The organism is Paenibacillus camelliae (assembly GCF_023715345.1).
GTDB lineage: Bacteria > Bacillota > Bacilli > Paenibacillales > Paenibacillaceae > Pristimantibacillus > Pristimantibacillus camelliae.
In genome coordinates this window covers 21,411-43,276 of record NZ_JAMBNY010000002.1, presented here as the reverse complement: position 1 = coordinate 43,276, position 21,866 = coordinate 21,411, and the positions used below count along the sequence as shown (strand labels likewise).

The following is a 21,866-nucleotide window of genomic DNA, read 5'->3' as shown; positions in this document are numbered from 1 at the left end:
GCTTAGCGTGACAAAGGTAATCAAATTCATTGAATTGATACTTACTAACTTTGCTGGCATCAAGAGCCTAACGGTCAACTATAGCACCGTTAATCACATCAAAGGGAAAAACGGAGAGGGCAAGACAACCATCGGTACCGCTCCCATCTGGACACTATGGGGCAAAGACTTATTCGGTAAGGACTACACGAAAGACAAGTATTCACCGCGACCAACCAACTATAAATACGACATTGTACAAGCTTCGCTGCTACTTTCAGTCAACGACACAGAGTACAAATTCACTCGTGAGATCGCAGGAAAGACCAATAAATTCTATATCAACGACATTCCAAAATCAGCAACCGAGTTCAGCGCTGCAGTCGATTCATTATTCACGCAAGACGAGTTCATGGCACTTTATTTCCCTTCATATTACTTTTCGCTTCATTGGGAGAAACAACGCAGCATGTTAATGAGCAGCATGCTAGCACCAGCATCTAAGACTGTACTAACTGAAATGTCTCGCACGTCACCAGATCAAAAAGCTAAGGATATTGAGCTTAATCCAATGTCTGCAATGCTAGCTGCCGAGCTAAAAAAACATAGCATGAACGATCTTGAAGCTAAGGCTAGGGATGCTAAGCCGAGGTTAGATAAACAAATCATTGAAGCTGCTAGAGACGTAGAGACGCTTTCGAATCAAGCTGAGAAGCTAACCGGTATCACTGGCACTCGTGAAGAGTTAGAACAAGCGAGGAATGAGCACGATCAAGCGATTGTAGAACTGGAACAAGTGATTGCGAAAGGACAGCAAGCTAACGTTGCATATCAAAACGCTGAGCATCGATATAACATCGCTCATAAAACAGTTGAGGATTCAAAAGCCAAGTTTCCCGCACTGAAAAACGAAGTCATAGAGGACATGTGCGGAAGATGTAAGCAGCCATTGCAAGAAGAATCTGTCAAGGCTGTGGAAGCCGACAAGGAGCGCAGAATTGAGGAATACAAAGCAAAGCATGCGTTGTTAGTTCAAGAGAAAAAAGATGCTCTAGCAGCCTTACAATCACTCGAATATGTCGATCTCCAAGAATACCGCAGCCACCAGTTTATACACCAACAAAAACTAAAAGAGATTGATGAACAGCTAGCGTTGCTGAGTGTTAAAGAGTCGATTGAACAAGACATTGAAGCTGCAAAACAGCGTGAGCATGAGGTTACATCCAAGCTTCGTGAGACAGTGTTCCTGCTCGAAGCAATCAAGGCTTACAAGGCCAAAGAAGCAGAGGTGCAAGCAGCTGAGCTTCAGAGTAAGTTCAAAACATTATCGGTACGACTGTTCAAGTATGTGAAGTCCTCAGATAGCTACGATCCTGACTTTTCTATTCAAATGAATGGCAAGGATTATCAATACCTTTCAACTGGTGAGAAGATCGGCGCTGGCTTAGAACTCATTGAAGTGCTGTTCAAGCAAACCAACATGATTACACCAACCTTTATCGATGGTATTGGTGAGTACACAGGCAAGCTTACAGCTTATGACCAGGTAATCACTGCGAGAGCAGTTGAAAATACAAAATTAACTATTGAGGTGACTGAATAATGGCAAACAATCAATTAACAACATCCAATACTCAACTACAAGAAACAGATCTTAACTCTATCCACCAAATTGGCGACTTTGGACCAAACGAATTGATGACCATGAAAGAAACGATAGGTAAGGACCTGACGATTCCCCAGTTCAATTTATTCATGTATCAATGTAATCGAATGGGTCTTGATCCTGCCTTAAAGCATGCTTTCCCTATCTTATACGGCGGCAAACTTGATAGCCGAGTTTCATATGAAGGGTTGTTGTCTTTAGCTAAAAAATCACCAGGCTATCAAGGGGTATTCAATCAAGTTGTTTGTGAAAATGAGATAGATTCCTTTGAAGCTGAAACTGACGATGAAGGTGTAATTGTAAAGATTTATCACAAAGTTAAGTTTCCGAGAGGTCGTGTAGTAGCCGCTTACTCCATCGCTAAACGTGAAGGGCACAAACCAGTAATTGTCTTAATGGATGTCATGGAAGTACAAAAGCTTTTGAAGGGTCAAAATCAGAAGTTTTGGAAGATGGAAGATGGCTCCCCTGATCCTGATATGTTTAAGAAACACGTTGGGTTTCGTTCGATTAAAGCGCAATACGACATAGCTTCAGTAGTTGAGGACAACATGGAATCTCTTAATGAATTAGAAGGTTATACAGAGCCGGCACGCAGAGAAATAACGAGCGAAGTTAACGTGAACCCAAACAACCAACCTCCTAAACTAGAAGTTCCTAAAAATCAACAAGCAACAGAACAACCGAAACAACAAGCAGATGATTTTACGGACCGCTGGATTGAAGTAGGCGATCTACTAGATCAACTTGGACATAAAACAAAGTCTGCTAAAAAATCCTACATTGATGCGAATTTCAGAACAAAAGGTGATACAACAACACACGCTGATTTTGATAACTTTATCAAAATGATTCAGATGGAACTGGCAGAGAGAGCTGCAGGCGATGAGCTTGAATAAAACAATTGTCAAAGTCCTCTCCACTGGCTCAAAGGAAGGATCAGTCGTATATATCGGAACAGGCGAATCCAGCATCTTAATTGATGCTGGACCAGCCAAAAAGAATATTAAGAAATTCATGCTCGATAACAACTTCAATCCGGCAAAGGTAGATGCAATCCTAATCAGTCATGAGCATAAGGACCATTGTGGCGGTATAGCATTCGCTGATGATTACAAGATTCCTGTATATGCAAGTGAGGGAACGCTGAAAGAACTCAAACGGAGTGAAACAGGCAAAATAGTGAAGCATCTAAAAACATTCATCTTAGATGGCTTACGGCAAACATTCATAAGTGTTACACCAGTTAACGTCATGCATGATGCAGCTGAGCCGCTTATGTATGTGATCCAGACACACGACACAAAAATCAGCGTCATGATGGACACTGGCACCATCACAAAGGACATGCTCTCTGCAATGGCTATGAGTGATGTGTATATCCTGGAAGCTAACTATGATGAGGACATGCTTGCTAATGGTGATTATCACGATGGGCTTAAATACCGAGTATCAAGCGACACAGGTCACCTAAGCAACGCACAAACCGCAGAGGCCTTGAACAGTCTAGTTAGGGGTATAGGCGAGCATATCATCATTACACATATGAGTGCCAAGAATAATACACCTGAGCTTGCTGAACAAGCAATTAAACTAGCTCTGTTCGATAAGGGGTTAGTGAAAAATAAGCATTACAAATTGGAGGTCTTATAGATGGGGAACATCGATCATGATGCAGTCGAGGAACAGCTGCGCACATCATGGACACCAGTTGTTGAAAAGGTGTTGTATGAATACAGCGGCAGCATGAGTGAAGAAATCACTCAAGAGGTTATTGACAAGATTATGCCACTAACACGTGAAATCATCAAAGCTATGGAGCTCGAGCAATATGGAATGGGATGAGCTTTGTAAGGAAATTGAGACGCTGATCCGTACTGGTCATAACAATGTGAGTTGGTATGATCTCAACAAGAGCGTGCAGGAACTGCTTAGTGATTATAAGGAACAGGAAAGAGAGTAGGTGTGAAAATGGCGAAGCCACAGAAGGAAAACGGCTTTACGCCAATCGCAAATGAAATATTAGATCAAATTGTTCTGTACCCATTCAATGCTTCTCAACTAAAGATCATCATTAAAATATGGCGCATGACGTATGGGTACAGCAGAAAGGATCATGAACTGGCTGTTAGCTGGCTACAAAAAGCAACGGGGCTTTCTGACCGAACAATAAAAAAAGAAATTGCATCGCTCATTAAGGCAAAGGTGCTAGTTGTTACTCAAAACGAGACTAGCACCACTGCTAGAAAACTAGCTTTTAACAAGGATTATGATTCGTGGAATTTTACTAAAAGTGGTGATTCAATGGTTCAGCAGATCGACTTGTTTTCAATGGATGGGGGGAAGGATTGTTCACCCCAAAATGATCACGATAGGGGGGAAGGATTGTTCACCCCTGAGGGGAAGGATCGTTCACCTCAAAACGGGTTAGAGGGGGGAAGTATCGTTCCCCCAAATAAAGAAAGTATTTCTTTAAAGAAAAGTATTAAAGAAAAGGAGAGTATGTTTGAACAGTTCTATGAAATATATCCCAGAAGAGTAAGTAGAAAAACAGCAGAATCAGCGTGGAAGAAACTATGTAAAGAAAAAGGCTTTGATCCGGATAAGGCAATCTTTAAGACTATGAACTTTGCAGAGACATGCAAGCTACTTAAAACAGAAACGAAGTTCATTCCTTATCCAGCTACTTTTCTAAACCAAAAGAGATATGAGGATTACGAGGTTATCGATCCGGAAGGATTGGCAGCTAAGAAGCAAAGCAAGGTGAGCTCTAATTTAGAGTTTTTACAACAACAGTTAAGAGGTGGAGGTAATGAACAGGCAAGAAGTTACATTGATTCTGGCCAAGGCATCAGCAGCTTACCCAAACCAAGCACCTAACTTTGTGGAGAACCCTTCAATATTCGAGCTATGGTGTGAAATGCTCTCTGATGTTGATGCTCAGCTAGGTATATCGAATTTGAATCAGCACATAATGACTAGTTCATTTTTTCCTACGATCTCAGACATAGCAAAACAACCTGAGCGAAACTTCTATGACCATCATAAGCACTTGGCGCACCAGGAGACGGTATTGTTGGAACAGTCACTAAAGAAAGCCATTCCGATGCCTGAGTATATTAAAAGGCGGTGGTTAAGTAATGAGTGATTACCAAGCAATAACCGCTGAGGAACAACTTCAGTTAGAAGCAGAAACATCTTTGCTAGGAATATTACTTCAACACGAGGATCTGGTACTCGAGTGTTATATAGAACCACAGGAAATGGTAGCAGACTCTAGACATCGTTTGATTTTGGAATTAATCAAGTATTCTTATAACGAAAACGATCGTGTAGGCCTTATGGCTGTCACTGAAGCTGTTGTAGCTTATTCAAATGGTGACATAGAAAAACAAAACAAAATGCTAGAGCAAATCGGTGGTGTAGCATACTTAAGTGCATTACAGGGAGCTTTACCGAATCGTATAAATTTCGATTATTACCAACGGATTGTCCATAACAATTACATTGTCCGCACTCTGAAGAACCGGATTCAACAAAAGTTATTAACCGTTTCAGCTGATGGTGAAGCCGATAAAGCTATAAATGCTCTTAGAGCTGAGTTAGATGAGTTAGAGGAACTAGGTAAGGTCAAGCGCAGTAATGATCTAGTCAAAGTGTCAGATGCTTTGAAACAACATGCGGAGGATATAGAGGAAAAAGCGTTACATGCTGGTGAGATCGACATTTATTCTATTGGAAAAGACATGGATAATCTCACGGGTGGATTACATTTGGAAGAGTTAACGATCACTGCAGCTAGACCGTCTGTAGGTAAGACTGCTGAAATGATTAACGAATCTATTCGTTCTCTTAAAAGTCCAAACACAGCTAACGTGGTCATATCAGCGGAAATGCCGACAAATCAATTGTTGAATCGATATGCTGGAGCAATTGGCAACATCGACTTAAAAGTGTTTAAGACAGGCGCGTTAGATATGGACCAGTGGGATAGGTACCACAAAGCTATGGGGTGGCTTGAAAGGCAAGAACTTTACTTTGATGACACTCCAGGAATCACAATCGAAGCAATTGAGCGTAAGGTTAAAAAGTTACAGAAGGAGCTATTGAAAAAAGGGATCACTAAGATAGTTCTTTTTATTGATTACCTGCAGCTGATCGAGAGTGAGAAAAGATTTCCTAACACCACTGAAAAGGTGAGTTACATTTCCAAGACACTCAAACGAATGGCTAGACGATTAAAGATAGCTATCAACGCTCTGGCTCAATTAAACCGAGGTGTTGAAGGGAGACAAGAGAAGCGTCCGATGATGTCCGATCTAAAGGATAGCGGGAGCATCGAACAAGATGCCGACAATATTAAGTTTCTTCATAGAGATGACTACTATGACAAGTCAACTGAGAAGAAAGACATCATTGAAATTATAGTTGCTAAGCAGCGTAATGGTCCTGTGGGAACGGTGGAAATGGTGTTTCAGAAGAAATTTGGTAAGTATCTCGACCTAGACCGTTCACATCAAGGCGGTGATAAGAAATGACCTACCCACGCATGAACAAAGCTGACTACCCACCGCTGCCAGAGGTCATCACCAACGAACAAGAGTTTGAAGATGTGAGTGAATTTGTCGCTAAGTTGGACCTTGATATCAAAAAGCTAGAAGCATTCAAGCCATTTCCATTAGCTTCAGATGAAGAAAAGGCAGATGAAATAATCAAGAATAAGCGCATCCTGGACCTAACCAATATCCGTTACGAGCAGCTGGTGCTTATGCTCACAGATTACATGAACAAGAATCCTGAGTTTCGCTACGAGCGAACTCTTAAAAAAATGAAAGAGGTGCTGAAATGATTAAAGTTACTGAACGCTTTGGCCTTGAAGTCGATACCCACAACTACATGCTAATGGAGTATCGCACAACCGATCCCACCAAACTTCCAACTTGGAATAATGGCAAGGATAAAAACGGAAATGACAAAGATCCTACACCTACTACAAAGTGGGCGAGCCTAAATAAATACTATCCAGCATCAACAACTGGACTGGCATCTGCTCTACAAGAAATTGCTCATCGTGAAGTGCGTGAAGGACTTGCTGGTGATGTTGAGCTGAAAGATTATGTAGCGCAACTACATGCCATGCATAATACGTTGAAGAAGGCTCTAGAAACCGCCCTAACACCTAACAAGGGTAAACATACCCATTAGAAATATAAAGGCTACAGGAACGCAGTAAATCCATTTTAGGAGCATGTGCACCCTTTGGATCGAACATATGCTCTGAAATTAACCGAGGTGAAGGAGATGAGACGAAGAAGAAAACAACCTAGAGTTGACCCATACATGCAGGATGTGCCATATGAGATCATTCGAAATGACAAAGGCAAGGTGCTGGCAGAGGTGTTACACTTCCGTCAGTACAGTTGAATGATGGGTTGTTGAAGCGGAAGAAGGATAATGCAAGGTAGATTCATAAGGCGACACAAGAAGTAAGAAGGAATTTGTAATTAGAAAAATAAAAAACCAGCAAGTAGCTGGCTCAATTCTTATTTTTCCCTTTTGAAACCATAAATTATTGAAACTAAGCCTATTAATAAAAACAAAGGCGCAAATAAGTTATCAAAGAAATTTGCAGTTTCTACACTAGGTACTTCTCCTGTCATTCGACCAGAAAAGAATCCAGCTCTAATCATACTTGTTGAAATTAAGGTAGAGACGCGTTCCAAAGAATAAATAATTCCTGATAATAATAAAAAAACAGCGCCAATTATTTTGTAAGAATTTGACTTCACTATATCACCACCTTATTTAATTTAGTTAATTTTACCATAAAGTTGAGATGGTTAATAGAAAACAAGCACTGAACAGTACAACGATACCAGGAAGGAGTGAACTAGATGAGCGAGCCGCAGCTGGTCAAGAACTGGCAGGAACTTAAAGAATGTAAGTCAGAAACACATTACCTTGAAATCGAAGAACATAGTGGATGGATTCACGGCAAGAGTGGTGACGAATTTCATTATCTCTCCACTCACACGTTTTACGGTAGCTCTCATAAAGGGTATACAACATTGCTACAATCGTGCGGATTTAATGTTGTGCTGGCTAATTGGGATGAAGAGGAGAGTGAGTCTAGTGAGTGAACGCAGCGGTTATAAGGTCGATGCAGAAAACTCCAAAGGCGAAACATGCTGGTCTTGCGGTCATTGGTTAATCGGTGGCGGTTGTTGGAAATACGGTCAGATGCATCAAGAAGGATGGATAAATTCAGGACCTAACGATTCGTGCGAGGAATGGTTGCCAGAAGGTACAGAAGGAACGATAACGCACGAAATTGCAATCAGTGCTGCACAAATTAAGGAGAGTGAATCTAGTGAGTAAACAAGTTACATTTTTCGTTAGTACAGGATATGTTGGCTCAAAACGTGAAGAAACATTGACTTTTGACGAACTCGGCATTGATGAAAATTTAGAAGGTGAAGAGTTAGAGAAAGAATTGCAAGAAGCGTTCAATGAGTGGGTTTGGGAGAACATTAACGCTTACTACGAGGTAGGTGAATCTAGTGAGTGACAAGCTGCAAGAGATTGAAACGAAGTTAAGGAACAATATCACAGATGCTAACGCTGTTGTATTAACTGTTGCAGATGGAATTGAATTACTTCATCGACTAGAGCAAGCACAAACCGAACGCGATCAATACAAAGCACTAGCTGAAAACGGAACAAAGCTAGCAGAGCAATGGAAAGCAGACCATAACCAGCTGCTGGCAGCCAATCAAAAGCTAGTAGAATGCTTAGAGAGAATTGAAGGATGCACAATGTCTATGTTCTCGACATCTGAAAATATGTCGATCTACATGATTTCTTTAGCCCAACAAACATTAAGCGAGGTGAAAGGGAATGGCAATACGTAATAGACTGCATGTGAAGCATCTCGACAAATTCAAAGATTGGCTTGTGAAAGATGGCTGGAAGCTAGAAAAAGCCAATTCAATGAGTTTTGAAGTTGTGAGGGCAAGGAAAGGAAAACGCGTGGCTGTGTTTTATTACACAACGAGAAGCGAAGAACATTTGAGCTACGAGGACAAGCACAACGGTATTATTAGTCAATTCTTGCGTGAGGTGAAAGCAAATGCGTGATTATAAGTTTCGTGGTAAGCGATTGGATAATGTCGAGTGGGTAATTAGTGATTCAATGCTTTGTAATGACGATGGAGAAGTTTATCTTGGCAAACGTATTAAGTACGACTTTGGCATGCATGACACGACTTGGTATCTTGTAGATCCAGCCACAGTAGGGCAATACAGCACCGTCAACCTTAAAGACGGCACAAAGCTCTTTACAGGAGATATAGTGCAACATATCACAGCTAAGTGGATCGGTGTCATAGTCTTTGACGATGGAGCTTTCAGAGTTAAATCGAAACATGGTACATGGGTGCTCGATAAGCTACGAGCTGAGGGATTGGTTAAGTTGGCCAACCAAACTGACAATCCAGAGCTATTGGAGGGGTAAAGGATGAATGAACTAACAAGAGAGCAGATACTGAGCATGCCAGCAGGGAGAGAGCTGGATAATCTGATCGTCAAATATGTGTTGCGTAAGACAACGAGCAAAGATCGTCCTAACTGGTATTTAATATACGGAACGACAAGCAGCAGTGTACAGGAATGGGCGAAGATTCCTCGATACTCAACGGACATAGCCGCAGCATGGGAAGTAGTGGGGAAGATGCATGAAGATGAAAGATGGACTCTAGCACTTGAAAGGGATAGTGAAACAAATGAATGGATAGCTGACTTTAATGAACTCGGCTTATCTCCTGCAGGTGTCGGTAAAACAGCACAAGAGGCCATCATAAAAGCTGCTCTATTGGCGGTGATGGGGCTGTGAAGAACATCGTACCAGCAGTTTTTTATTCTTGGTATCTTCGCGATGATTATCGCAGAAATGATTATCTTTCATTCGTTTTGGACGGCTCTAATTCTATTGTTTTTGAACATCAAGACTGATTAAGGAGGAACAGCATGCAAAAACTCAGCGACAAGCAGAAGCTAGTGCTCAGAAAGCTTAAGGCACATATCGCAGCTAATGGCTTTGCCCCTACTAATCGCGAGCTAGCTGAAATGGTAGGTTTGCAGAGTGTATCAACGGTACACGGACACTTACAGCGCCTAGAAGCAAGGGGCTACATCAAAATTGTAGGTGTACGAGCGATCAAGATACTGGATAAGGAGGTTGAGAACGTTGCGCAGGAAAGCGGTACAGCAGACGGAGGAACAGCAACCCAAGAAGCACAAGTACAACGCGACCAAAGCAGTCTTTTACATCGACAGTGAGCAGCTTCAAAAGATTGATGCTAACGAGTATAAGCGACTTAAGCAATCCAAAATGGAAGGTTACGAGTTCTATTTATTTGATTCATACCATGAGGGATTGTATTACATGTCAAAGCTATTGCCGCTCATAAAAAAGGGAAAGATCACCGTTGAAATGCAGCCGAAGTTTGTACTACTAGAAGCCTTTACGACATCCGATGGCAAGAAGAATCAAGCTATCACATACATTCCTGACTTCAAAGTGATCTATGACGATGGCAGGCAATTTGTAGTGGATATCAAAGGCATGGAAGATCAAAAGTTTCCTCTCAAGCGCAAAATGTTTGAACATCGATATCCTGAGTATGGATCCTTGAAGGTTATGAAGCATGTTCAAAAGTTCGGCGGCTTTATCACTCATGAAAAGTATTTGGAGCTCAAGAAACTGGAGAAAAAGGATAAATAGCCATATATTTTTTACCTACAAAACCGAACATATGTTTCTGAAATGAGGTGTAAACATGTCTCAAATCAACTATCGAAAGGCAACCAACATGGAGCTGCGAACAATCGTTTATGACGATCCACTAGCTACAACGTGGGATAAAGCATACGCATTAGCTGAGCTGAACAAACGCAAGCAGCAGCGCATCAGTGGTCGAGTCGATAAGCATGCAGGTGTAAGACGATGAGCGGCTGGAGAACGAAAAAAGGAATGGTTAAGCTTGAAAGGTCGAACAAGCATGAGCTTGATAAGGCGATCAGGGACCTTGAAAAGCGAGGTTATGAAGTCGTAGGAGAGCCGCAATCATCAAGTACATTGAATAAAAATTACGTCACACGGAACTCGAAGTATAGGAGCACCAAATACGTTGGAGCTGAGTTGTTCGATAAGTGGGTAGTGATGATGAAAAAGAAGGAGGAAGTAAGCAAATGAGTTATTCAATAAATGATTTTTACTATGACATTTGTAAGTTCCATGATGCTGCAGATGAACCGATGCCAGTAATGCCTACGATGCTGCCAGTGGATAATGAAGCGAAAAACGCTTCTTTTCTAGCCGATAATTTGTCCAAAGCTCTGAAAATCTACACATCAAGTGATAACGATAACCTAATGTTGAAACGCGTTAGTTGGATGCTTGAGGAAATCGCGGAACTGCTACGAGCAGAAACCATTGAGGACCAGGTAGATGCGTTAACTGACCTCATGGTGTTCACAGTAGGCACATTCACATACATGGGCTTGGAGCCTGAGCAATTCCCACGAGTCGTTATGGCAGCAAACATGGGCAAGATTGGTGAGAATGGCAAGGTGCTGCGGAATGCTCAAGGCAAGATCGTAAAGCCTGATGATTGGAAAGAGAAGTATGCACCGGAGCCGCTTATAGCAACTGAGATTGAACGACAACGTAAGGCGGCAGAGGAGTGTCCGTTTTAGTGCGGTTTTTAGACCGAACATATGTACTTGAGAAGGGAGAGGATGGTAATTGCTGAGCAGAAGATCACAGCGAAAGTTCGAGCGTAAATACAGAGGCCGCCTAATTAAATCAAATTACTCACCTGAAGAAATATTCGTGGACAACTTCGCTGGTGGTGGGGGCGCGAGTACAGGAATTGAACTAGCGATTGGCCGCAGTGTTGAAGAAGCAATTAATCATGATCCGGCAGCTATCGCGATGCACGAAGCTAATCATCCTGAAACTCGTCACTGGTGCGAATCAGTCTGGGATGTGGACCCGGTAGTGGTAGCAGCTGGTAGGCCAGTAGGATTAGCTTGGTTCAGTCCAGATTGCAAACACTTCAGTAAAGCTAAGGGATCTAAACCTGTTGACAAAACCATAAGAGGATTAGCTTGGGTAGCGGTACGTTATGCGGCTACGGTTAGGCCGAGAGTTATCATGCTAGAGAATGTTGAAGAGTTTCAGACATGGGGTCCTCTGAAGAAAGATGAAAAAGGTGATTATTACCCTGATCCGGCACAAAAGGGAAGAACGTTCAATAGTTTCGTCAACGCTCTTAAGCGTCTCGGATACCAGGTTGAATGGAAAGAACTTCGAGCTTGTGATTATGGAGCTCCTACCATCCGTAAACGGCTGTTTCTATTAGCTCGATGCGATGGTAAACCGATTGTTTTTCCTGAGCCAACACACGGTCCAGAGGGTAGTGGCTTACTCCCTTACAAAACAGCTGCAGACATTATTGATTGGTCAATCCCTTGCCCTAGCATCTTTGAGCGGAAGAAGGAGCTGGCCGACAACACGAAACGCAGAATTGCTAGAGGGATTATGAAATTTGTGGTCAATGATCCTAATCCGTTTATAGTCCGAATTGGTCAAACTGGCTTTGGTGGAGATAGGCTACAATACAGCATTGATGACCCACTCACAACGATAACAACTAAAGCCGAACACTTGCTAGTAACTCCTGTTTTGGGTGTAAACACATCAGGCCACCCGGGAAGCAAAGTTGACGAGCCATTAAGAACTGTTACGACAGGCAATCATCACATGCTTGTAGTGCCACATATTACTAAGTTTCGTACAGGAGCAACGGGACATTCACTTAATGAGCCTTTGCATACCATTACATCTGGTCAAGGATCAAAGCGACCTGCAGGAGCTGCACATGCAATGGGGATGGTTGCAGCGTTTCTCGCTCAATATCATACGGAAACGACCGCAAATGGAGTAAGAGGTCAGTCCTTAAACGATCCTGTGTTAACGCAAGACACAAGCAATAGATTCGCTCTTGTAACCAGTCATTTGATGACGATGCGCAACAACATGATAGGCCAAGACATGCGGCAACCAATCAGCACGATAACGGCTAGTGGCGCACATCACGCAGAGGTAAGAGCGTTCCTGATTGCCTATTATGGCAGCAGCGTTGGTCAATCACTTAATGATCCGCTTCAAACAGTGGTAACCAAAGATCGATTCGGCCTTGTCACGATTGAGGGTGTTGATTATCAAATAGTAGACATTGGAATGAGGATGCTAGAGCCACATGAATTGTACGCTGCACAAGGCTTTCCAAGTAATTACATCATCAATGGGTACCAAGTCAATGGCAAGCCCGTTACAAAATCAGATCAAGTGGCACGTTGCGGAAATAGTGTATGTCCTGACTTAGCAGAAGTACTTACAGAGGCTAATTTACCGGAGCATTGTGTAGGCAATGGAAAAGTAGTCGCTTTTGAGAGATACAAAGCACCAGAGCATGGACAGTTGCAGTTATCGATATAGAAAGGAGCTAACAATGACAAAACAAGCTAAAGAACCATTCAAACAATTCGAGACTGGCGCCTTACGAGATCGACCACCAGGCAAAGGGATGTATGCTGCTATCTCTCCAGTAGCTATTGATCGATTAGCTAAGAGGCTCGAATACGGCCATATCAAATATGGTGATTGCCGCAATTGGGAGAAGGGCATGCCAGTATCAGAGTTTATTACAAGCTCTTTACGGCATATCTTTCAATACCTCGATGGTGACAATGCTGAAGATCACTTAGCAGCCGCGTTTTGGAACCTACATTGCGCGATGCATATGGAAGTGAAAAAGCCAGAAATGATGGATATCCCAGCAAGAATGAAGATTGAGAAATAACCACATATAGGGTGTGAAGCGGCCCTTTGCACCCTATAAACCGAACATACGTGCGTGGAAGTGAGGTGATAAACATGAGCATGAACTTGTCTAATACACACAAGAGAATATACGAAGTCATTCAAAATCACGGCAAAGGCATTACGTGCATTGAGATTAACGAGAAGCTGAAGATCAACATTAACACGTTGATGAAATACTTAATTTTCTTGAAAAGCGTGGACTTGATTATTGGCAAAGAAGTCAAAGGCTCACGCATGAAATATTACATCAATCCTAGTGTTTCGTTTGATGAGCTGAGAGAAACATTCAAGCGAGAAACCGCGATGGCTAGAGCGGCGAAAGTGGCAGTCAAAAACGATGATTCAGATTCAGATGCACCGAAAAATGATGAGCTTCTTGAATCGATAACGACAACAGAGTTGACCGATGCGCAATGGCATTACATTAGAGCGAATCCAACTCTATCGCGCAGTAAGATCGCTAAGCAACTGGGTATGACCAAGATCGAGCTAAACGCTGGCATTGAAAAGCGGAAGCTCAGAGAGGGGATAAGGACATGAAGATTGCAGGTTTTATCGTTATCGCATTCATCATGATCATTGCATTACTCACTGCAGCAGCTACAGGTGATAAGAACAAAAGAGTTTCCAACACGATGGCATTCATTACAGCGGCTTGCATCATCACACTGGTGTATTTAATCAATTCATAAACCATTAAAAGGAGATTGATATATATGGAAATCAAATTAAGCACTCATTTTAACAAAATGACACGAGATAGCAAAAAGGAGCTTCTGCAATTCTATGTAACTGGCAGTATCGACAACGAGGTTGAGCTTAACGGATTAGTCGGAGAAGTGGTCGAGATCAGTGTACAAGGGCTTGAATCACTTACAGCTGAGTTCAAGAAAAACTCTAAAGATGCTAAGCGTACAGTGCTAGAGTTTGTTGTTAATCCTGGAAAGAGCAACAAGCATTCATTCGAATACTTTAGCTTCACTGGACAGGCAGTAGCGTTGAGCATCACACAATCTGATATGGATATTGAAGAATTCCGCGAAGGTTTGAAAGGCAAGATTCATGCTGATGGAACGGTCGAAGTCGATGAGAATCAAACAACGATCGAAGAGTACATTGATGAGGATGTAGAAGATGATGATGATGATGAGCAGCAAAAAGAAGAGAAACAAGCTGAGGATGAACAAGTGGATGGAGAAGGTCAACATTTGCCTTTCTCAGACCCACCAGTCGATGACGATGACGAATTGTTTTAAGTAACGACTAGCCCCTTCGGGGGCTCCCTAAAGGGGGGAATGACATGTACGATTGGCAGGCAATGAAAGAATCTTATAAAGCTACTCGAAGAACTTGGGAGACCAAGCGAACAGAGCTTAAACAATTGAAAGATCAACGCATTGCTGACAATGTTTACAATGATGAGCTTGACGATGATATATCAATTATCGGTTCAATAATAAGTGACTTGACATATGTAATCGAATGGCTGGAGCACGGAAGGAAGCCGGGACCAAGCCGAGGGATAGAGCGTAGGTCAGTGTATCAAAACACTGTGCTAGTAGATCCGCACATCTTACAGAACTACGCAAAGGGATATGAGAGCAGGTCCTCGACAACGATCACAGATGAGCAACGAACAGAAATTAAAAGCGCATTAGCTAAGCTTTCACCCAGAGAAAGGGAAGTGTTCATGTTGGTCAAAGGTCAAGGCTTCAGCAGCGAATACGTGGCTAACATGCTTGGCATATCAAAAGGATCAGTGGATGAAATGATCCAGCGCGCATATAAGAAGTTCAGTCAAGAGATTCAGATGGTTTTGTTTTAGGACAATTTCTCTAATGCATATGTTTTATATAAATCATCTAAGAGGTGGTGTAAATGTCTCAGAAGGAAGGATTAGAAGTGACGATGGTCTTTGTTGATCAAGACGGAAATGAAATAGATGAAACGGTAGATGAAGTTATAAATGGTATGGATGTTAATCAACAAACAAAAATGAAATTATTAATTTCTGAAGTAGTTACAGGTAAAAAACATATTGCAGGAAAAAGACCACCAGTAAAATGAGGTGGTCTTTTTTTACGTCAACAATAGGTTTATCTAATATGCCTTACCTCAACGCAAAGGTGGTATGCCGCAAATGGCAGGTGAATTCACACTTAAAAAGCACGGCATCGATCCACATGCTGACCTAGAGCTGATTCAAAATGTTGACTTTGCCAATATTGCACCAGCGTTTTCTTCAGGGACGGGTGAATATGTTCAGTTGTTCGAACCAACTGCATCGATATTTGAAAAAGAAGGTGTAGGGTATGTTGTTGCTTCCTTTGGCGTAGAAAGTGGATTATTGCCTTATACCGTTTTTATGACGAAGCAAAGCTATATTGACAAAAATAGCGATGTTGTCCAAAGCTTCACGAATGCTGTATTCAAGGCGCAGCAATGGGTGGAGGAGCATTCAGCAGAGGAAATCGCAGAGGTTGTCGCACCTTACTTCGAGAATGTGGATCTAGACATTATGGCTAGCTCCATTGAACGTTACAAGGCTCAAGGATCATTCGCAACGGATCCAATTGTTGACGAAGAGGAATGGAACAACCTAATCGATGTAATGACGAGTGCAGGTGAACTGACTGAGCGTACGGAGCATGCTGACATTGTAAATACGACATTTGCAGAGAAAGCAATCCAATAGTCTGTCGATAAGGAGATCTGATTATGAGTAGACAAAAGGTACTAGAGCTCAAGGAGCTGTCTCATATTTATGTCAACGCGTCTGGTGCCCATCTTGCTGTCGATCATATTGATCTTACGGTATATAAGGGTGAATTTATTAGCCTTGTCGGTCCTAGTGGCTGCGGAAAAACGACGATTCTTAACATGATCGCAGGACTAATAGCCCCAACCTATGGAGAGCTTACGATGTTGGGCGAGGCGATCACCTCGCCCTCTTCTCGATTAGGCTATATGCAGCAGCAGGATTATCTATATCCTTGGCGCACCATATTGCAAAATGTAATGCTAGGCTTAGAGATACGCAAAGAAGTGAATGCGCAGTCTAAGCAAAAAATAATTTCACTGCTTGATGAGCTTGGCTTGGAGCAATCATCAGACAAGTATCCTCATCAGCTGTCAGGAGGGATGCGGCAGCGCGTCGCGCTTGCGCGCACCTTAATTACCGATCCAGACTTGCTTTTGCTGGATGAACCGTTTTCCGCACTTGATCTTCATATTAAAATGCAGCTGGAGGAGCTTGTTCAATCCACGCTAGATCGTCTAGGCAAAACAGCTATTCTCGTTACACATGACTTGGCAGAGGCTGTGGCGATAAGTGATCGAGTCGTTGTATTAGGACGTAACCCAGGCCATATTCGTAAAATCGTGACCATTCCACGTGAGCTGCGAGCTGCTGGTCCTATCGAAGCGAGAAAGCATCCTTCCTATCAAGCCTGCTTCGATGAAATATGGTATGAGCTCGATGAAGAGATGGAAAGGGGTGTCGAATAACATGATTGCGCCGTTAACAACTCTTCATAAGCAATATAAGGATCGTATGCGCAGAAAAAGCATGCTAGTGCTGCTAACACAAATGATTTTACTCGTTGGGTTTATTGCGATATGGGAATGGAGCAGTAAAGCCCGCATTGTCGATCCACTTATTTTTAGTTCGCCAAGCAAAATTGCTAATCATCTATATACTTCACTATTAGATGGTAGCATTCTACCGCATATCGGTATAACCGTGGCGGAAACCATTGCGGGCTTTCTGCTCGGTACACTGCTTGGAACCCTTATTGCTGCACTATTATGGTGGTTTCCATTCGTTGCACGTGTCTTTGATCCATTTTTAGTTGTGCTGAACAGTATGCCGAAGGTTGCGCTCGGTCCACTGCTTATTGTAGGTCTAGGACCAGGCTTTGGCTCCATCGTAGCCATTACGCTTCTTGTGACAGTCATCATAACGACCATTAATATTTATAATCGTTTTCGAGAAACGGAGGAAGGCTTGCTTAAGGTTGCAACGATTTTCGGTGCAACTCGCTTTCAAACCTTCTACTATGTAATTCTGCCGGCTGCCTTTCCAGTGATTATCTCTACGTTAAAGGTGAACGTTGGTTTAGCATGGATCGGTGTTATCGTTGGTGAATTTTTAGTTGCTCGAGTAGGGCTTGGCTATCTCATTATATATGGCTTCCAGGTGTTTAACTTCACCTTAGTGCTGTCAACGCTCGTCGTTATTGCTTTTGTTGCGACATTTATGTATCAGGCTGTCAGTTTCTTAGAACGAAAAGTGACTTCTGGCTGGAAAGATCGTTAAACAATCGCTATACTAATGACATCTTAACAGCTAGGAGCATGAGTATGGGGATTCGAGTCATTAAAACAGCGATTGCAGCTATCGTTGCAATCTATGTCGCACATTATTTTAATTTGGAGCCTGCATTATCAGCAGGAATATTAGCTATTCTTGGCGTCGAGGTAACGCGAAAGCAAGGTCTTACGAAAACAGCTTCTCGCTTCGTTGCCTCGGTGCTAGGATTAGGCTTTGCCTCGATTATTTTTGTTACACTTGGCTTTTATCATTGGACCGTTGCGATTTTCATCCTTGTGTCGTTTCCGATCATGGCACGTTTCCAGCTTAAGGAAGGCATCGTTACAAGCTGTGTTACGGTGTTTCATATTTATTCCTATGGTGAAGTAACTACCGGTATTATATGGAATGAAATCTGTTTACTGCTAGTCGGTCTAGGTTCGGCGACATTTATTAATATGTTGTACATGCCTAATGTTGAACGTGAGCTTATGAAGCTTAGAGAAGCGGTTGAATCGAATTATTATCAAATTTGTTATACGCTGGCTAAGACGCTACGCGAGCCTACCTACGTGTGGAGCGGGGAAGAGCTGCTCGATGCACATCGTGACATCGAAAAAGGAATAATGATTGCTATTCGCAGTAAGGAAAACCAGCTGTGGAGCAATGAAGGATATTGGCTTACATATTTTGAGATGAGAAGACAGCAGCTGGATACGATAGGACAAATGATGGAAATGGTTGCGAGAGTCCATGGTCAACTAAAGCATGCCGAGCCAGTGGCAGAGCTGCTGGAGCAGCTTGGACGAGACACGCAATCTGACGTATATGTAGGAGAGGTTAGAGTTAAGCTGCAAGAGCTTGCTGAAAAATTCCGTGCAATGGAGCTACCAAAGACGCGTGATGAATTTGAGATCAGAGCTTCTCTGCTTATGCTGATGCATGAAATGAATCGCTACCTGGATATAGCGAAACGCTATAAAAAGAGAGGAAATACAGATCAAAGCCTGCTAGAAAAGTCTAATCTTACAGGCTGAAATAGTTGGCTTCATATTAATAGGATAATAAAAATATCATGGTAAAAAGCTTATTCGTGCACATTTTTATAGATGTGTCATAGAATAAGCTTTTCTTTCATATTCATGAAGTAACATGTAAAAGGAGTTTTGGGTCGAATCGAATAGGCGTAGATGTAGGCTACGACTCCATATTACATACTTGAATAAAAAATGTTTGCAATTGTTGGACTACAGTAATCAACAAACGCCTAGCACTTGCATACACTTAAGTGAATGATTGTATGGAGGAGGTTAAGTCGATGTCTAAAGCAAATAAACAGCTCCGATGCAGAGAAATTATTACAAAGGCTGTTTGCGGGAAAGGTCGTAAGTTTAGTACATCTACTCATACAGTAACCCCACCGCATCGACCAACAAGTATTCTTGGTGCATGGGTTATAAACACTAAGTATGAGGCGGTCAAGTCAAATGGTGGAGTTGAAGTTATCGGTACTTATGACATTAATATTTGGTACTCGTACAACAACAATTCTCAAACAGATGTAGCAAAGGAAAGTGTAAAGTTCGTAGAAAATGTACCTTTATATTACTTAGATCCTAAGCATCGCGCCTCAACGACGGAGGTGTCCGCAGAATCGATTACGGAGCCAAACTGTATTGAGGCGAATATATCGTCCAACGGTGATTCTGTCGTTGTTCGCATTGAGCGCGAATTCGCAGTTGAGATGATTGCTGAGACGAAGGTTTCTGTTGCTGTTGTACCTGGTGGTTGCCCAGATATTGATGGCAAGGATTTCGATTACGATCAAGAGGTTGATGAGTCCGAAGAGGAATTCGACGATTTGGAAGATCTACTTGACGAGGATGAGATCTAACGTTAGTTATCGATAGCATATGTCGCTTGGCGGCAAAACTTGAGGGCGAAAGCCCTCTTCGTTTTTTATTTGAATGTAATTCCAATAAGAAGGAAGATATGCTTATGCACATGCTGCTTCAAGTGGACAGTAATGGGCGGCAGATGGTGCTGCGAGATCCTGTTAGTCTGTTTGATGGGAGTCTGGCAATGGAGCATGCTCAAGCTCTGCACCATCAAGTTGAGTTGGCAGGCTCGCTAAATGATGTAGTTAGATTAGAGCATACAGAGCATGCACCGTGTATTGTACTACAGCATAATAGCGGCAGCGATTATTCATTGAAGCATAACAAGATCAACGCTGGAATTAGACGTTACGAAAACTATTCAGCAGCCGATATGCAGTCTCGATGGAAGTCAGCAAGGCTAAGAGTCAGCCAGAGACTTAATGATGAGAGATTATACCTTGTCCATTGCATAGACCATATGATGCTTAGCTGGAGAAGGGTAGATGAAGCATTAAAGCCATTAGGAGCCGCTTACCCTGCTATACGTAATGATGAGCATCTCATTGAGCATTCCGGTTTTGAGCTGTCTGAATGGACGCTTCGTGCTTTGGAGGTAGCAGCCTGCCGTGCATTGTACGCGTTATGGCTAGATGTCGGTTCCGTGCTTGTCGCTGTTAGTGGTACGGGCAGCATGGCCATAAGAGGTGTATGGTCTATTGCGAAGCAGCAGCTACCTATTGACAGAGAGCTGCTTAGTGAGGCAATTACAGCGTGGATGAAACGTTGGAAGCGGGAAGCAGAAGCAGTGGATCATAACGAGCGTAATGAAAGAATTCAGCTTGGAGCAGATCCAGAATTTATTCTCGTCAATGACCAGCAGCGCGTTGTTTCAGCGACAGAATACTTGCTAGAGAGCGACAGTATGTATGTGGGCATTGATGCACTGTGGTATAGAAATAAACTAATCCATCCAATTGTGGAGCTTAGACCGCCGCCAGAGACCGATCCAAACCGTTTGTTTGCTTCTCTGTATCGTCTGCTGAAGGAGACAGCGACAGCGATTACAGATAAACGCTTACGATGGCTTGCTGGAGGTATGCCGGTACGAGGCATTGCGCTTGGCGGACATCTCCATATTAGCGGTGTCCAGCTTACGCCAAGAGTTTTGCGTATATTGGATGCGGCACTTGCCATTCCATTTGCAGCTGCTGCAGATCAAAATGGAGCTGGACGTCTTCGCAAATTTGGCGGCTTGGGTGATTATCGTAGGCAATTTCATGGTGGCTTCGAATACCGCACGCTTCCGAGCTGGCTAGTTTCGCCAGCGTTAACGAAAGCAGCAATAGCATGCTGTTATATTGCCGTACTGCATAATAAAGAGCTGGCGATCCAGCTAAAGTCAGCTGACTGGCTAGATGATGCATATGCGGGGGAAGACAGAGAACAATTACACGCTAAGGCGCTAGATATGCTTCAGCTACTCTCTAAGCTAGCCTCGAATACACCAGAGTATAAGCTCGAGAAGGCTATTGCTCCGCTGCAGCATGCTATTAGGCAGCGTAAAACATGGAATGAACAGGATGATATACGCAAGCGCTGGTCTTTATTAGAGGCTGGCGAGATAGATAAAGCTTATACATAGGATTGTTTCGCCTTGTTATTCCAGGCGAGACAATCCTTTTATTTTGCAAAAAAACTCGAATAGATGCACCACTCATGATAAAATAGTAGAATCTATAAGAAGCGATTAAGGAGGCTTCAAAGTGTCCAATCAAGGATTCACTTCTGACAAGGAGCCAACAAGACTAGCACTATCATTTTATGATGAGCTTGAAGGCGAAGAGGATGAACTAAAAATAACGATGCTATTTAATGCCATATGCTTATTTTCGGCAGCTAGCAATATTAACAAAGTAGAATTCGATTACAATGAACAGCATATAGAGCTTGAGCGACGTGAGATGGAAGCATGGTATGGAAGAATATTAGATAATGACTTAACTGAGTATGCAATAACGAAACGGCTTGAGCAGCTCGTAGCTGCAGGACAAGAGCTTCCGTTTTAATAATAGGAATGCA

37 protein-coding genes and 1 pseudogene are annotated in these 21,866 nt (G+C 42.6%); 37 read left to right on the top strand and 1 reads right to left on the bottom strand.

The window, feature by feature from the left end; translation table 11 throughout:
- Positions 1-7 precede the first annotated feature (7 nt).
- The 11 genes from M3180_RS06170 to M3180_RS06130 are packed head-to-tail and all read left to right on the top strand — an operon-like array spanning position 8 to position 7,069.
- Entirely contained in the window at positions 8-1,582 is a 1,575-nt protein-coding gene (locus M3180_RS06170; protein ID WP_251666426.1) for a coiled-coil domain-containing protein, read from the top strand.
- A complete protein-coding gene (locus M3180_RS06165) occupies positions 1,582-2,544 on the top strand; it encodes a recombinase RecT (protein WP_251666425.1) in 963 nt (320 codons plus the stop codon). Before M3180_RS06170 ends, M3180_RS06165 begins: the two co-directional genes overlap by 1 nt.
- Positions 2,537-3,298 carry an MBL fold metallo-hydrolase gene (locus M3180_RS06160; RefSeq protein WP_251666424.1) on the top strand — a complete coding sequence of 254 codons (762 nt, stop codon included), beginning with the start codon at positions 2,537-2,539 and terminating at the stop codon, positions 3,296-3,298. Before M3180_RS06165 ends, M3180_RS06160 begins: the two co-directional genes overlap by 8 nt.
- Positions 3,299-3,490 (top strand): hypothetical protein, encoded by a 192-nt coding sequence (locus M3180_RS06155; RefSeq protein ID WP_251666422.1) that lies wholly within the window; start codon positions 3,299-3,301, stop codon positions 3,488-3,490.
- Positions 3,477-3,608 (top strand): hypothetical protein, encoded by a 132-nt coding sequence (locus M3180_RS22700; protein ID WP_285855640.1) that lies wholly within the window; start codon positions 3,477-3,479, stop codon positions 3,606-3,608. The genes M3180_RS06155 and M3180_RS22700 overlap by 14 nt, the downstream gene beginning before the upstream one ends.
- Positions 3,609-3,616: 8 nt before the next feature.
- The gene (locus M3180_RS06150) at positions 3,617-4,525 is read left to right on the top strand and encodes a replication protein (protein ID WP_251666421.1); all 909 of its coding nucleotides are present in this window, start codon (positions 3,617-3,619) and stop codon (positions 4,523-4,525) included.
- Positions 4,458-4,793, top strand: coding sequence for a replicative helicase loader/inhibitor (locus tag M3180_RS23025; RefSeq protein ID WP_432806907.1), 336 nt, complete (start codon positions 4,458-4,460; stop codon positions 4,791-4,793). Before M3180_RS06150 ends, M3180_RS23025 begins: the two co-directional genes overlap by 68 nt.
- Complete coding sequence (locus M3180_RS06145; protein ID WP_251666420.1) at positions 4,786-6,183, top strand: replicative DNA helicase; 1,398 nt, start codon at positions 4,786-4,788, stop codon at positions 6,181-6,183. Before M3180_RS23025 ends, M3180_RS06145 begins: the two co-directional genes overlap by 8 nt.
- Positions 6,180-6,494: a hypothetical protein gene (locus tag M3180_RS06140; RefSeq protein WP_251666419.1), complete on the top strand. Its 315-nt coding sequence runs from the start codon at positions 6,180-6,182 to the stop codon at positions 6,492-6,494. The genes M3180_RS06145 and M3180_RS06140 overlap by 4 nt, the downstream gene beginning before the upstream one ends.
- Complete coding sequence (locus M3180_RS06135) at positions 6,491-6,850, top strand: hypothetical protein (protein WP_251666418.1); 360 nt, start codon at positions 6,491-6,493, stop codon at positions 6,848-6,850. Before M3180_RS06140 ends, M3180_RS06135 begins: the two co-directional genes overlap by 4 nt.
- A 54-nt stretch (positions 6,851-6,904) precedes the next feature.
- A complete protein-coding gene (locus tag M3180_RS06130; RefSeq protein WP_251666417.1) occupies positions 6,905-7,069 on the top strand; it encodes a hypothetical protein in 165 nt (54 codons plus the stop codon).
- Between the two features lie 119 nt (positions 7,070-7,188).
- Here the strand turns inward: M3180_RS06130 and M3180_RS06125 are convergent, their stop codons facing one another.
- A complete protein-coding gene (locus M3180_RS06125) occupies positions 7,189-7,434 on the bottom strand; it encodes a hypothetical protein (protein ID WP_251666416.1) in 246 nt (81 codons plus the stop codon).
- 105 nt (positions 7,435-7,539) lie between these two features.
- On the opposite strand from M3180_RS06125, the gene M3180_RS06120 reads away from it, so the two are divergent.
- From M3180_RS06120 to M3180_RS05995, 26 genes and pseudogenes are all read left to right on the top strand, one after another.
- On the top strand, positions 7,540-7,785 hold the full coding sequence (locus tag M3180_RS06120) for a hypothetical protein (RefSeq protein WP_251666415.1): 246 nt from the start codon (positions 7,540-7,542) through the stop codon (positions 7,783-7,785).
- Positions 7,778-8,023 (top strand): hypothetical protein, encoded by a 246-nt coding sequence (locus M3180_RS06115; protein ID WP_251666414.1) that lies wholly within the window; start codon positions 7,778-7,780, stop codon positions 8,021-8,023. Before M3180_RS06120 ends, M3180_RS06115 begins: the two co-directional genes overlap by 8 nt.
- Positions 8,016-8,213, top strand: coding sequence for a DUF7167 family protein (locus M3180_RS06110; RefSeq protein WP_251666413.1), 198 nt, complete (start codon positions 8,016-8,018; stop codon positions 8,211-8,213). The genes M3180_RS06115 and M3180_RS06110 overlap by 8 nt, the downstream gene beginning before the upstream one ends.
- Positions 8,206-8,556, top strand: coding sequence for a hypothetical protein (locus M3180_RS06105; protein ID WP_251666412.1), 351 nt, complete (start codon positions 8,206-8,208; stop codon positions 8,554-8,556). The genes M3180_RS06110 and M3180_RS06105 overlap by 8 nt, the downstream gene beginning before the upstream one ends.
- Positions 8,543-8,782, top strand: a complete 240-nt coding sequence (locus M3180_RS06100) for a hypothetical protein (protein WP_251666410.1) — start codon at positions 8,543-8,545, stop codon at positions 8,780-8,782. Before M3180_RS06105 ends, M3180_RS06100 begins: the two co-directional genes overlap by 14 nt.
- Entirely contained in the window at positions 8,775-9,158 is a 384-nt protein-coding gene (locus M3180_RS06095) for a YopX family protein (RefSeq protein WP_251666408.1), read from the top strand. Before M3180_RS06100 ends, M3180_RS06095 begins: the two co-directional genes overlap by 8 nt.
- A 3-nt stretch (positions 9,159-9,161) precedes the next feature.
- Positions 9,162-9,536: a BC1872 family protein gene (locus M3180_RS06090; RefSeq protein WP_251666407.1), complete on the top strand. Its 375-nt coding sequence runs from the start codon at positions 9,162-9,164 to the stop codon at positions 9,534-9,536.
- Positions 9,537-9,670: 134 nt separating this feature from the next.
- Positions 9,671-9,982: a LexA family protein gene (locus tag M3180_RS06085; protein WP_251666406.1), complete on the top strand. Its 312-nt coding sequence runs from the start codon at positions 9,671-9,673 to the stop codon at positions 9,980-9,982.
- A gap of 52 nt (positions 9,983-10,034) precedes the next feature.
- Positions 10,035-10,427: a DUF1064 domain-containing protein gene (locus tag M3180_RS06080; protein ID WP_285855652.1), complete on the top strand. Its 393-nt coding sequence runs from the start codon at positions 10,035-10,037 to the stop codon at positions 10,425-10,427.
- 55 nt (positions 10,428-10,482) lie between these two features.
- Positions 10,483-10,653 (top strand): hypothetical protein, encoded by a 171-nt coding sequence (locus M3180_RS06075; RefSeq protein ID WP_251666404.1) that lies wholly within the window; start codon positions 10,483-10,485, stop codon positions 10,651-10,653.
- Complete coding sequence (locus M3180_RS06070) at positions 10,650-10,898, top strand: hypothetical protein (protein ID WP_251666403.1); 249 nt, start codon at positions 10,650-10,652, stop codon at positions 10,896-10,898. The genes M3180_RS06075 and M3180_RS06070 overlap by 4 nt, the downstream gene beginning before the upstream one ends.
- On the top strand, positions 10,895-11,401 hold the full coding sequence (locus M3180_RS06065) for a pyrophosphohydrolase domain-containing protein (protein ID WP_251666402.1): 507 nt from the start codon (positions 10,895-10,897) through the stop codon (positions 11,399-11,401). Before M3180_RS06070 ends, M3180_RS06065 begins: the two co-directional genes overlap by 4 nt.
- Before the next feature lie 103 nt (positions 11,402-11,504).
- Positions 11,505-13,208 (top strand): DNA cytosine methyltransferase, encoded by a 1,704-nt coding sequence (locus tag M3180_RS06060; protein ID WP_432806911.1) that lies wholly within the window; start codon positions 11,505-11,507, stop codon positions 13,206-13,208.
- Positions 13,209-13,221: 13 nt separating this feature from the next.
- Positions 13,222-13,572 (top strand): dATP/dGTP diphosphohydrolase domain-containing protein, encoded by a 351-nt coding sequence (locus M3180_RS06055; RefSeq protein WP_251666401.1) that lies wholly within the window; start codon positions 13,222-13,224, stop codon positions 13,570-13,572.
- A 74-nt stretch (positions 13,573-13,646) separates the two neighbouring features.
- Positions 13,647-14,135 carry a hypothetical protein gene (locus M3180_RS06050; protein WP_251666400.1) on the top strand — a complete coding sequence of 163 codons (489 nt, stop codon included), beginning with the start codon at positions 13,647-13,649 and terminating at the stop codon, positions 14,133-14,135.
- The gene (locus tag M3180_RS06045; RefSeq protein WP_251666399.1) at positions 14,132-14,287 is read left to right on the top strand and encodes a hypothetical protein; all 156 of its coding nucleotides are present in this window, start codon (positions 14,132-14,134) and stop codon (positions 14,285-14,287) included. Before M3180_RS06050 ends, M3180_RS06045 begins: the two co-directional genes overlap by 4 nt.
- 24 nt (positions 14,288-14,311) lie before the next feature.
- Positions 14,312-14,851, top strand: coding sequence for a hypothetical protein (locus tag M3180_RS06040; RefSeq protein WP_251666398.1), 540 nt, complete (start codon positions 14,312-14,314; stop codon positions 14,849-14,851).
- Positions 14,852-14,895: 44 nt separating this feature from the next.
- Positions 14,896-15,420 (top strand): sigma-70 family RNA polymerase sigma factor, encoded by a 525-nt coding sequence (locus M3180_RS06035; RefSeq protein WP_251666397.1) that lies wholly within the window; start codon positions 14,896-14,898, stop codon positions 15,418-15,420.
- A 53-nt stretch (positions 15,421-15,473) separates the two neighbouring features.
- On the top strand, positions 15,474-15,662 hold the full coding sequence (locus M3180_RS06030; RefSeq protein ID WP_251666396.1) for a hypothetical protein: 189 nt from the start codon (positions 15,474-15,476) through the stop codon (positions 15,660-15,662).
- A gap of 43 nt (positions 15,663-15,705) precedes the next feature.
- A pseudogene (locus M3180_RS06025) lies at positions 15,706-16,290 on the top strand (ABC transporter substrate-binding protein); the annotation flags it as partial.
- 23 nt (positions 16,291-16,313) lie between these two features.
- Complete coding sequence (locus M3180_RS06020) at positions 16,314-17,102, top strand: ABC transporter ATP-binding protein (protein ID WP_251666395.1); 789 nt, start codon at positions 16,314-16,316, stop codon at positions 17,100-17,102.
- On the top strand, positions 17,074-17,913 hold the full coding sequence (locus M3180_RS06015; protein ID WP_251666394.1) for an ABC transporter permease: 840 nt from the start codon (positions 17,074-17,076) through the stop codon (positions 17,911-17,913). Before M3180_RS06020 ends, M3180_RS06015 begins: the two co-directional genes overlap by 29 nt.
- 44 nt (positions 17,914-17,957) lie before the next feature.
- On the top strand, positions 17,958-18,944 hold the full coding sequence (locus M3180_RS06010; RefSeq protein WP_251666393.1) for an aromatic acid exporter family protein: 987 nt from the start codon (positions 17,958-17,960) through the stop codon (positions 18,942-18,944).
- Positions 18,945-19,225: 281 nt separating this feature from the next.
- On the top strand, positions 19,226-19,801 hold the full coding sequence (locus M3180_RS06005) for an outer spore coat protein CotE (protein ID WP_251666392.1): 576 nt from the start codon (positions 19,226-19,228) through the stop codon (positions 19,799-19,801).
- A gap of 104 nt (positions 19,802-19,905) precedes the next feature.
- Positions 19,906-21,429, top strand: coding sequence for a putative amidoligase domain-containing protein (locus M3180_RS06000; RefSeq protein WP_251666391.1), 1,524 nt, complete (start codon positions 19,906-19,908; stop codon positions 21,427-21,429).
- A gap of 121 nt (positions 21,430-21,550) precedes the next feature.
- Positions 21,551-21,853: a hypothetical protein gene (locus tag M3180_RS05995; RefSeq protein WP_251666390.1), complete on the top strand. Its 303-nt coding sequence runs from the start codon at positions 21,551-21,553 to the stop codon at positions 21,851-21,853.
- Positions 21,854-21,866 lie beyond the last annotated feature (13 nt).